The following is a 14,184-nucleotide window of genomic DNA, read 5'->3' as shown; positions in this document are numbered from 1 at the left end:
AAATGAAACTGTTGGTATTACTTCTAATTTAAAAACTGCTATCAAACACCTCCTAAGAACCTATTCCTGTAAACTTGCAAAGCACGCCAAACTTAAATACTTAGTTCATATACTAACAAGTTATTTCATAAGAATACCTCTAATAATAAAAGAATATAACATTGTGAATTCTTTTTAATCTGTAGGTCAAAAAGGCATAGATATAAGCATATAGAAACTTTAATATTGTTTGCGTAGTATTTGCGTAGTTTTATTCACTTCACCATAACCGTTTGATATTAAGATATTAAAAAAAACATAATACTTTTGTAATCTCCCCCAATTTAATAAACACAAAATTACCCCTCCCCTAAAAAATCGTTAAAAAACGATTTATAAATAATCAAGTTAACCACAACTATATTCTTAATGAATTTAGTTATGGTTAATTGAATAAATGTAAAAAATGTTCATAGTTATGAAGTATGAACATTATAGTTGTGAGTAAGAAAAAAAGATAAAAATGAAAAAAAATTACTTTAAGCAAAAAAATAGCTATTTTAAGCTAATAACTAAATTTACGCTAAATACATTTTTGGTTTTTACATTGTTTGTTTATCAAAATGTAGCTTCACAAACAATAAGTTCAACAGGTAGTGTAAGGCTAAAACATTTACATCACTTAAAGACAAAAATTAAACCAACTAGAAATATCATAAATGTAAGCACAGACACAAATATTTCCGAAGAAAACAACAACGTAACCACTTCTTCAAAAAAAGAACATACTCCTCTTATTTACAGAACTGAAATATCTACAGAAACATACAGTTTTACCCCAACTATAGACTTTTTGGGTAATAAAACGATGTACGCAAAAGCATCAATTTCCGCACAAACCACAGCTGTAAAACAACTTTATCTAACAAGCACAAATGCATTAGACAAGATAGACCCCGTGGCTACAAATGATGCTACAACCGCTACTTCTAGTAGTATTTCGTACACTTTACCTGCTGTTTCTATAGCCAATAAAACAACGTATACTAATACAACTGTCAATAAAAACAACCATTCATTTACTCACAACACAACAGCTGCCAATCAATATTTAATTGTTGCAGTATCTTATGAAAGTGATGGATTTAATTCTTATATCACATCAATGACCTACAACGGCATCCAGATGGAGTTTTTAGAATGGGAATATACAGACAATGAAAATTATAAGGTTGAAATGTGGGGAATAGCAAACCCGGTAATAGGTACTCATACCGTAGCCTTCAATATCGCAGATATAGGAAGTAAACTTGCAGCTGCTGGTGCCATAAGTTTTAATAATGTAAACTTAAGCAACCCTACAAGGTCAATAAATAGAAACTACGGTGATACTAGTTCTTTTTCTTTACCTGTTACCGTTCCAACTAACGGGATGGTAATGGATGCAATTGTTTGGGAAAACAAATATAACGCCCACTCACACTCTGCAGGAAATGGCCAAACAACTCAATGGGACTTAGGCCCAGATAATAACAACCTAATTGGTGCAGCAAGTACCGCTACGGCACCTGCCAATGGTACCATGTCTTGGTCTGGTGGTACGGACGAATATGCTCAAGTTTTAGTTGCTTTAAACCCCTTATCTACTTCAAATTCAAAAACAGTATCTTTTACACAAACCCCTGCACTATGCAGTCCTTTAGTCATAGATGCAGGTTCGCCAATAGGAGTCTCAACATATGTAAATATAGATACTGGAACAATGCCAACAAACCCTAACATAACTGCGGTTTTAAAGTATGGTACAACTAATATTGTAACCTTAACAAACCCTAGTTATAGTGGTGATGTATTAAATTGGAGTGGCACTTTAAGTACCAGTGCAACCATACCCGCAGGACAAGCAATAACTTTAGAAATAACAACAGCCCAATCTAATGTTACCTTTAGTATAGCTTACGATAGTAAAACAAAACCTTCAAAAATAAGTTTACCTCTTTCTACGTATATAGATATAATATCTTACGCAGTTTATGACGCACCTTACCCTGATGGTAATATCATAACAGGAGCTACTGCAGGTACTACAACTTATCTAAGAGCAACAGTAACAAGTCCGTTTGGATACAATGACATTACAGGTTTAAAAATTAATATTTTAGGAGCTCCAGTAACAGCAAATTCGGTAGCGACAATAGATTGTACAAGAACGTATGAATACGTGTGGAATACTACAGGATTAGGAGGCACATACTCAATCCCTGCAACCACAGAAGAAGGGTTCGAAGGTACAGGAACAGCCACAAAACCGCTTAGTTTTGATATCTGCTCACCTCTTATTGAAGCTCCAGTATTTAATTTAGGTGCAACCTCTACACGTTGTCAAGCTACTGAAAATATCACTTATACAGCTACAGCTGCGAATGCAACAAACATTAGTTATAGTCTTGACACAGCAAGTATAACAGGTGGTAATTCTATAAACACCACTAATGGGATAGTTACTTATGTTGCGGGATGGTCAGGTACATCAACAATAACTGCTAACGCGACAGGTTGTGGAGGGCCAACAACTTCTACACATACAGTTACAACAAACCCATCTGTAGAAATACCAGTTTTTGCGGCTGCCATTTCTACGAGTAGATGTAAAGGTGCTGCAACAACAACTTATGCAGCTACAGCAGATCATACAACAGGTATTACTTACTCATTAAGTCCGCTTCTTGCAGGATCAATTAATTCTGCAACAGGAGTAGTTACTTGGAGTGCCCTTTTTAATGGAGACGCAACAATTACCGCTACAGCAGCTGGATGTAATGGTCCTAAATCCGAAACTTTAATCATTACAAGTACTGCCATCATTGCAAATGCAGATGCTGTAACAGGGCTTCAAGGAAGACCTATTCCGGTTAATGTATTAGCCAATGATGAATGTGATATAGATATTACTACCGTATCCATAACCGTTCCACCTGTAAATGGTAACGTACAAGTAGATGATAACGGAAAAGTTTTATACTTGCCTAATGGTAACTTCGCTGGCACCGAAACCTTTACCTACCAAATCTGTAGTAATGGTCCAATTGTAGTTTGTGCTACAGCTGTGGTAACTGTTACAGTAGAAGCAGTAACTGGAGATCCATGTTTGGAAGCGACCAATAATAAAACATTTTATTTACCATTTCCGGAAGATTCAAACATGTTAAGAGAATCGCTTATTAGTGCTTCTGATTATGATTTTTTAGGTAATACAGTTAGGTCAATATTGAGTATTAAATTTCCTTACCCTAATACAACTTTAGTCTACGATCATTGGGAAGATGGATATGAAGGAAATATTAATATACCTAGTCAATCTACAACCCAAACATGGGGAGATGGGGATCTAACTAATGGTGTGGCTCCAGGATATCCAACGGATATTATTCCAGCAGGAGGATACATACTTCTAGATGAACAATTTGCTTATAACCCAAGAAACTCGGCAGAAATTAAATACGATGGAAAAGACAAACTCTTAACATCATCTGACGTTGCCATTTCTAAAGTATCTGGAGACACCAATCCACAAGGCTCTAATTCACAAATATTTGATGTTCAAAACGTAAAAACGAATGTATTTGATACAAGTCGTTTTGGTGAACTTTTTGTAATTCCTTTTGGAGAAAACATTACATTAGGTGGTACATCAGCATTTAAATACACGGCTTTATTTATTAGAGCAGCAACCGATGGTACTGTAGTAAGTTTAGATTACGATGGTGACAATACAGTAGACTTAACACACACCCTAAATGAAGGAGAAGTTTGGTTTTATGATGGAACTGCCTCTACACCTGGAAAATCTAGTGACACAAACAATGCTAACGATATTAAATCTGGAGCCATCGTTACCGCAACCCACCCTGTAGGGATTGATTTACTATTTGGTGGTATTGACCATTATGGAACACGTAACCTAGCACTTTTACCTGGTGAATATTATAGTGACACCTACTACACACCAGTATATACAACATTAGATTCTGCACCTGTCTATATCTTTTTTACAAATACCTTAGATGTCCCTATAACTGTAAACTATACTTCTGGAACAAATGCATCTGGTAGCGTTGTGTTACCTGCTAATGGTTCAAATTATTTAGCGTTACCAAATGTAGCAACTGGTTATAAATTTAAAAGCGCAAGTGGTAAAGCTTTTACTGCTATTTCTGTAACCGATGCTGACTCTTCAGGATCTGCCTACGATTGGTCTTATAACCTTATTGCAAGCAATCGATTAACAACTTTCGCAAGTGTTGCTTGGGCACCCGGATCTAATGATTTATCAGCAAATTATAATCCAATTTGGATTACACCAACAGCAAATACCACCATCTACATAAAATACAATGGAAACGTAACAACTTCTCCAAATGCTCCCGCAAATGGTTGTAATCTGCCTTATGATTTGGCAGTTCCGTTAAACGCACTCCAATCCTATCAAATTTTTGATAACTCAGATAATGATCAATCTGGAATAGCAATATATACCTGTGACGATGTACCTTTTGCCGCAGTATGGGGGCAAGACCCTAAGGCTAATGGTAATACCACAAAAGAAGGATCACCTTCGCAAGATGTGGGATATGTGATGGAACCAAGATGTTTACAACAAATTTTATTCGCAAATGATGATTTAAAAGGAACTTTAATAAACACACCAGTAACTATTGATCTTGATAATAATGATGTAGGTTTTTTATGTACTATAGATCCCTCTTCAGTTTCAACATTAGGCGTATTACAACCTACAAACGGAACCGTAGTTACCAATGGAGACGGTACAGTTACCTATACTCCAAACCCTGGTTTTTCTGGTGTTGATGAATTTGAATATAGAATTTGTTCTAGCGATTTCCCTGATATCTGTGACGTTGCCAAAGTTAGAGTACCTGTAGGATGCTCTATTGCAAGTCCTGGAAAAAACAAAATAAATGGTACCGTATTTATGGATGATTCCTTAAATGCTAATTTTGATACTGGTGAAGCTGGTAAAAAAGATATCACTGTAAATTTATATGAAGACAGTAATAAAAATGGTTTAGTTGATGCTGGCGAACCTCTAAAAGATACAAGCGTAACAGATGCTAATGGAAATTATTCCGTAGAATTTACGATACCAACAGGTACTGTTACCGCTGTTTCTAAAAGGGTTTCACAGAGTTCTGATGATGTTGAGGAAGATTCAGCTGGAGGAACACCACTTCTTACAAGTACCAGTCTAGATTTAGGAACCTTTAGTGAAACTGCACGAACTGTAGGTATGAGATTTACAAACATGGATATCCCTAAAGGTGCAATTATAACCAATGCTTATATAGAATTTACAGCAGAAGCATCTAATAGTGGATCTACGAACCTTGTTTTTTCTGCAGATGCTGTAGATAACGCTCCTACATTTACTACTGCAACAAATAACACTACGTCACGTACTAAAACGACGGTTACTGTACCTTGGACTTCCGTACCAGCTTGGACTGATAATTCAACTTATAATTCACCTAATATTAAAGACGTTATCAAAAAAATAGTAGATAGACCTAATTGGAGTCCAAATAATGCTATTGCAATTTTAGTGGTAGGTGACGGAACTAGAGTAGCTCAATCGTTTGATGGTAGCTCAAGCAAAGCACCACGTCTTGTAGTAAATTATCGATTACCAATTACAACAAATTATCTTGTAAAAGTTGATGCAACGACCTTACCAGCAAATTATTCTATAACAACATCAGATACCAAAAACGCTATTTTTAGCGACTCCGATGTTTCTGATTGTGAAAATAATTTTGGAATCGCAAACTATTGTACCAATCCTAATTTACCAGATACTGATAATGATGGTATAAATGATATTTGTGATAATGATGATGATAACGATGGAATTTTAGATACCGTTGAAGGCCAATGTTTAGAGTACCTATCTAATGATTGGACTAGAACTCCAATTGGAACTAGCTCTCCAACAACTGTATCAGCAACTACAAACCCTCACCCATTTGGAAGCACTACTTTTAATGCATCTATATCATCTGCATCTACAATAGCAGACGATACACATACTGCAAATGGAACAAGTGGTACTGCACCTAATTTTTCTGGATGGCGTATAAGACATAATGGTCAGACCGCTGGAGTACCAGTTATTGCAACCATCGATTTTGCAGAAAACGTAAATAATCTTGCCTTTCAAATAGGTGATATAGATGAAGGTACGTCAGGTTCAGGAAAAAGTGAACAAGTTACCATAGATATTATATTATCAGATGCTTCAACTTATATTTTAAAAGCTTCGGATTTTACAATTCCAGAAGGTTATATCTACTTAGGAAATAATGTTTTTAAAGCCAACGGAAGCGGAACACCTCCAGACTATAATGTTACCATGAGTATTCATACCCAGGTTAATGACATAGATAAATTAAATATCTCATACACTTTTGCAGACAGTACACAAAACGATGGATATATAATAATTGGTAATTTAAGCGCTTGTATGCATCAAGATACAGATGGAGACAACATTCCAGATTATTTAGATACAGACAGTGACAGCGATGGCTGTCCAGATGCTATAGAAGGAGATAGTAATTATAACTTCTCTGACTTGGATTCAAACAACAGACTTAAAGAAGCAATTGACAACAATGGGCAACCCGGAGGCGCGTCGCAAGCAATTGGTACTTCTACAAATAAACATATTCAAAGTACCGAGTGTAATACTGCTGTAAATACTGTAAACGACATCAATCAAACACCTAAAAATATACCCGTTGATGGTGCATTATTAACAAATGATGAAAACGTAACAAGTGTAACGATTGTAACGATTAATAACATTGACCATAATGTTCCTGCCGGAACTATAGGAGCCCCAGGAAGTGTAACAATTACAAATGTACCAGGTGTTGATGAAAATGGAGATCCAGTAACCAATGCTGGTACCCTACTTCTTTATTCTGACGGTACGTACACCTTTACACCGTCATTAGGTTTTACAGGTACAATTAACCCGATAACTTACACAGGTTCTGGTGCAGATGACGTTACAGATACCGCAATATTATCTATAGAAGTAATTCCAAATATTACACCAGGAAATAATCCGCCAACGGCGCAGAATGACGTAAATACAACAGAATTAAATATACCAATTACCAATGGAACAATACTATCTAACGATAGTGATCCTGATGGTGATACGTTAAAATTAATTAGTATTACCACCGATCTAACCGATAATTCTGGCGGTACTACTATTACTACTCCAACTACAGTAACAACATTCCCAATTCCTGGAGCAGGACAAACACTTTCTGGAAAGGACTTAAACGGAACCCTTGTAGATGTAGCTGGTACAATTACTTTTGATGAAAATGGTATATATACTTTTACACCTGCAATAGGTTTTACAGGTACTGTAAATGATATTACATACACTATTAGTGATGGTAATGAAGGAAAAGATACTGCTATTCTTAGCTTATCTGTAAAACCAGATTTCGAAAACACAACCTTTGCTAATGATGATGCAAATTCTGCTCCGCAAGGAGATACTATGAATGGAAATGTATTAGATAATGATTTTGACCCGGAAGGAGATTTACACAAGGTAACTGGTGCTACTATAGACGGAATAAATATTAATCCTAATATATTAACAAATATTCCAGATGTAGGCGACCTAACATTAAATGAAAATGGAACTTATACTTTTACTCCTATAACAGGTTTTGTAGGCACAATTCCTATAACATATACCAAATGTGATACGGGTGTAACCCCACAAGCATGTGATGAGGCTACTTTGTACCTTACATCATTACCTATTACTATTATAGCTAAAGATGATATCAATCAAACACCACAAAACACATCTGTTTCAGGTCAATTAATTACCAATGATGAAGGTGTAGTAAGTGTAACTGTTTCTCACTTTGATTTAGGAACTGCCAAACAAGTTTCTGGTATTGACAAAAACGGAGATCCAGTTACAAATGCAGGTATGTTAACTATTAACGGTGATGGGACTTATACTTTTATGCCTGCTACAGATTTTACAGGTACCATAAATCCTATAACCTATATAGGAACTGGTATTCAAGGAACTACAGATACCGCAATATTATCTATTGAGGTAATTCCGAATATTCTGCCAGGTAATAATCCGCCAACGGCACAAAATGATGTAAATACTACAGAATTAAATATACCAATTACCAATGGAAAAATACTTTCTAACGATAGTGATCCTGATGGTGATACCTTAACAGTAACTAGTATTACTACCGATGTAACCATTAATTCTGGCGGTACTACTATTACTAATGAAACTACAGTAACAACATTCCCAATTTCTGGAGCAGGACAAACAGTTTCTGGAAAGGACTTAAACGGAAACCCTGTTCATGTAGCAGGAACCCTAAAAATGACTAACGACGGAACGTATACTTTTACTCCTGAAGATGGTTTTACAGGTACGGTAAATGACATCAACTATACCATTAGTGATGCAAATGGTGGTACAGATACAGCAATACTTAGCATAGATGTTATTCCTAATTATGGAAACACAACCGTTGCGAATGATGATGCTAATTCTGCTCCGCAAGGAGAAGCTATGGGTGGAAATGTATTAGACAATGATTTTGATCCTGAAGAGAATCCAACAACGATTACTGACGCTTCTTTAAATGGAACACCAATTATGCCTGGAACTGCTATAAATATTGCAGGTATAGGAAATATTAAAATAGATACTGATGGCGTTTATACTTTTATGCCAGAACCAAATTTTACAGGAACAGTCCCTGTAATATATGAGGTTTGTGATAATGGTGATCCACAAGCATGCGACAAAGCTACTTTGTACCTTACTTCTATTCCAACTGCAGTTATTGCTGAAGATGATATCAATCAAACTCCACAAGACATAGAGGTTGATGGACAATTAACAACCAACGATAAAGGTGTACTAAGCGTAACCTCTGTAGATTTTGTTTTAGGAACACCTAAACAAGTTGCGGGTAAAGATAAAAACGGAAATGTAGTAGCTAATGCAGGTATGTTAACCATTAACGGTAATGGAACTTATACCTTTAAACCTGCTGCAGGTTTTACAGGAACTATGGATCCTGTAACTTATACAGGAACTGGTGCAGGTAATGTTTCTGATACGGCAATATTGACTATTGAAGTTATTCCAAACATTATATCAGGTAATAATCCGCCAACAGCACAAAATGATGTAAATACTACAGAATTAAATTTACCAATTATCAACGGAAAAATACTATCTAACGATAGTGATCCTGATGGAGATACCTTAACAGTAACTAGTATTACCACCGATGTAACCACCAATTCTGGCGGTACTACTATTACTACTGAAACTACAGTAACAACATTCCCAATTTTTGGAGCAGGACAAACAGTTTCTGGAAAGGACTTAAACGGAAACCCTGTTGATGTAGCGGGAACCCTAGAAATGACCAACGATGGAACGTATACTTTTACTCCTGAAAATGGTTTTACAGGTACGGTAAATGACATCAATTATACCATTAGTGATGGTAATGGAGGTACAGATACAGCAATACTTAGCATAGATGTTATTCCTAATTATGGAAACACAACATTTGCTAATGATGATGCTAATTCTGCTCCGCAAGGAGATAACATAACTGGTAATGTACTAGACAATGATTCGGATCCTGAAGGAAACGACCAAGACATTACAAGTATCTTAGTAGATACAAATGGTGACGGAATTGCGACACCAATAACACCCGTTAATGGAACTCTAATTAATATTTATGAAGATGCAAATGGTGATGGAACACCTGAGTTAATAGGTACAATTGTTGTAAACCCTGAAACAGGTTCGTATACTTTTACCCCAGAAGCTACTTTTGCAGGTACTGCTGATATTCCTTACACAGTATGTGATGATGGTACTCAGCCTGCATGTAATACGGCTACTTTGTACCTTACTTCTATTCCAACTGCAGTTATTGCTGAAGATGATATCAATCAAACTCCACAAGACATAGAGGTAGATGGACAATTAACAACCAACGATAAAGGTGTACTAAGCGTAACCGCTGCAGGTTTTGTTTTAGGAACTCCTAAGCAAGTTACGGGTAAAGATAAAAACGGAAATAACGTTGCAAATGCAGGTATGTTAACTATTAATGGTAATGGTACTTATACCTTTAAACCTGCTGTAGGTTTTACAGGAACTATGGATCCTGTAACCTATACGGGGATTGGTGTAAATGGTATAAGTGGTGCAAAAGATACGGCAATATTGTCTATTAAAGTGATTCCGAATGTTCTGCCAGGTAATAATCCGCCAACGGCACAAAATGATGTGAATACTACAGAGTTAGATAAAACGTTAAACTCTACCGTACTTTCTAACGATAGTGATCCTGATGGAGATACATTAACTGTAACAGCTGCAACAGGCTTAGTAATTAATACCACAACTACTGTTAATGGTATAGATGAAAACGGAAACAATGTTACTGCTGGTACCGTGAAATTAAATACTAATGGAACCTATACTTTTGATCCAGAACCAACATTTGTGGGTACTGTAAATGACATCATTTACACTATTAGCGATGGTAATGGTGGTACAGATACAGCGATACTTAGTTTAAATGTGATAGACAATTATGGAAACACAACATTTGCTAATGATGATGCTGATTCTGCTCCACAAGGAGATACCATGACTGGAAATGTATTAGACAATGATTTTGACCCCGAAGGTGATCATCCAACAATTACTGGTGCTTCTGTAAATGGAACACCAATTACACCTAGAACTGCTATAGATATTGCTGGTATAGGAAATATTAAAATAGATACTGATGGAGTCTATACGTTTGTACCAGAACCTGATTTTACAGGAACAATTCCTATTATATATGACATTTGTGATAATGGCACTCCAGAAGCATGCGACAAAGCTACTTTATACCTTACTTCTATTCCGGTTATTACTCTGGCAGATGCAATGATTACACAAGTATATCTATTTGATACTACTATTCCTAATCATAAAGAAAGATGGATAGAAATCACCAATATAGGAACAACTGACATTCCTGCAAACACAATTAAAGTACAATTGTACAAGGATAAAACGGGGGATCAAACAGGTGTTAAACCAACCGCTGATGGTATAGTAAATTTAGAATTAAAAGTAGGTAAGTCTGTTTTATTTAAAAACAATGGAATTTCTAATATTACAAATCTAGGAACTGCAGACATTATAGTGAATGATGCACTAACGGATATTAATGATGCAAGTAATGATATCATTACCCTTTCAGGGACTACCGGTATTACCTCATGGACAAATAGATATGATGCTGTTTCAAATATTACTAACAAAACTTCAGTGGTAAGAATTGATGAAAGGCTAACACCTAACAAAGATTATGATGCCAATGAATGGGTTGTTTTTATAGATGATGCTATAGCACCTTATCAATCTGGTTATGGTAATAATGTTACCAGTACAGAAAGACATCCTCAAGACCCATTAATTTCTGAAATAAAAAATTCTGATAAAAATGCCAATACTTTACTTGGTTTACATAAGATTGATAAAACAACGACAAAAGCAGATGGCACTTGGGATAATGGGTATCCAGACAGATCTCGTTACGTGGTAGTTGACGAAGATTACAATCACACTAACAGCAGATTAAGTGCAAGGAAATTAGATGTAAATTCCGGAAAAGAATTAAGGATAACAGACAATTTATTAGTGGTTACAGATGGTATTGTATTAGATGGAGACATTCGATTGTCGGGTGCTGATGCTCAATTAGTGCAAACACATTCAAGCACTAGTGCTATTTCAAGTACTGTTTTGGGAACTACGGGTACATTATTTGTAGACCAAAAATCTGAAGTAGACAGTAAATATCGTTACAATTACATGAGTTCTCCGGTTACTAATCCAGGAACAATTACCAAGCCTAAACCAGATACCTATGCTCTTAAAACCGTTCTTAAAGACGGAACAATTCCTAATAATCCTAAAGAAATTACCTTCGGCCCTGGTTATGATGGATCTGTTGGTGCAAGCGGAATTTCGTTAGCAGAATATTGGATATATACTTATGCTGCTGGTAGTAACGGTAGATCTAACTGGGTACATAAGTATGCAGAAGGTAATATAAAAAGAGGTGATGGTTTTATCTTTAAAGGACCAGGAAGAAAGCAAAATTACACCTTTGCAGGGACTCCTAATGATGGTAAATTTACTACAGAAAATGAAATTAATACTGGAGAATCTTATTTAATAGGAAACCCTTTCCCGTCGGCTATGAATGCTAGAAAGTTTATAGATGACAATCCTGCTATTACGGGGACTCTTTATTTTTGGCAACATGTAGCCGAAAAAGAGAAATTAGGAACTGCGGGGCATAACTTTGCTGGGTATATTGGTGGATATGCTACTCAAAATAAAGATATGGCTACAACTGCTTACGCTGCAAATCTACTAAGCTCAGGAGTAATGCTACTTGAAGCTGAAGATGCTATAAATACAGGCTTAGAATCTATAGCTGGTACTACAACAGCAATTTCATTAAACAACACAGACTACATTAAATTCTCAAATATTTCTAACGGTATAGATACCTTAAGAATTACCTATGCTGCTAATACTGATAAAACTTTAAAAATTAAAGTCAATAATGTAGATCGGGGAGAAATTAAATTTTCAAATTCTAATAATTTTTATACAGAAAAATTAATTGATTTATGTCTAGAAGCTGGTAGTGACATTACATTAACCAATGTTAATAATGGACAAAGTATTAAAATTGATAAAATGATACTTGAAAATAACGATGGACAAACCCCTTGTACTCCTAGTACTGGAGATAAAGATTATAAAAAGTTTTATAAGGCTCCAGAACCTTATATTGCCGTTGGACAAGGATTTTTTGTACAAGGAGAAACGAAAGGAAAAATTAATTTTCACAATAGACAAAGAGCCTACGTTACAAAAGGAATTGGAAACTCGGTATTTTTTAGAAGTGATAAGAAAACATCAGAAAAAACAGCTGCTTCTACATTGCCTATTTTAAAACTAGGAATGAATTATGCTACCGCAGTTGGAAGTACTTTTCATAGACAAATTGGGATCTCTTTTAATCCTAAAAATTCGTTTTCTTATGAAAAAGGATCTGATTCTCAATTGTATGATATTAACCCAACAGATTTCTATTGGAAATTTCCAAACGATACCCAAAGCTATGTAATTACAGGGGTACAAGAAATATCTGATGCATTAGAAGTACCGTTAGAAATTGTAGTAAGTAAAAATAGTATCATTTCTATCAACATCGATGAAATCAATAATATCAATCAAAAAGTATATATTAAGGATAAATTTACCGGTAAAACTCAACAAATTAATAATACTAGTGCTACTTATCAATTAAAAGAAGGGACTTACTCAGACAGATTTGTGTTGGCTTTTGTTGCTGCAGATAATACACTTAGTTTAGAAAATGAGCTATTGGCAAAACAAACAAGTGTTTATGCTGATAACAAAAATCATAACATTGTCATTTCTAAAAATCAAGAAATACATATAAATAAAGTTACATTATTTGATCTACTTGGTAAAGAAGTAACTCTTTGGAGCATCAAAGAACAAAAAGAAGTTTACCAATTAGAAATCAAAAAACAAATTCCAACAGATATCTATATCGTAAAAATAAATACTGATAAAGGAATCATCAATAAGAAAATTGTTATTGAGTAATACAAAAACGTACACCTTAACTTTAAACAACTGAGGTGTACGTTATATAAAAAACTATACAGAAAAGGTTATTAAGAGTTTTTTTAGAAAAATTTTAGCTCTTTTATAATTTTTTAATTATCCCAACGGTTAAATCCCTTTTCTTTATAGTTCTTCTTATCTAAATTAAATTAAAAAATAATCTTAAAATCACCAAACAAACATCACTCTATAAAAAAAGAGAAAACAAATAAAACCGAAATAATTTGGTATACCTACTAAACTTATTTTGAAAAATTGGGAGAAAAAAGGAACAAAACCTACTACCCTTTAAATCTTAAGCAGTTAAAAATAAAGAAATTAAACCAACAAAAGCCCCCTTA

1 protein-coding gene is annotated in these 14,184 nt (G+C 35.0%); it reads left to right on the top strand.

All coding sequences use genetic code 11. The annotated features are described in order from the left end of the window. Positions 1-502: 502 nt before the first annotated feature. Entirely contained in the window at positions 503-13,822 is a 13,320-nt protein-coding gene (locus WHD07_RS13655; RefSeq protein WP_343328850.1) for a cadherin-like domain-containing protein, read from the top strand. The last annotated feature ends 362 nt before the right edge of the window (positions 13,823-14,184 follow it).

This window comes from Polaribacter staleyi, from assembly GCF_038024045.1.
Lineage (GTDB): Bacteria > Bacteroidota > Bacteroidia > Flavobacteriales > Flavobacteriaceae > Polaribacter > Polaribacter butkevichii.
The sequence above is the reverse complement of the archived record's forward strand: the minus strand, read 5'-3'. Positions and strand labels throughout refer to the sequence as shown.

Coding starts and splice junctions, on each gene's coding strand:
- WHD07_RS13655 (WP_343328850.1), top strand. CDS start 503: ATGAAAAAAAATTACTTTAAGCAAAAAAATAGCTATTTTAAGCTAATA.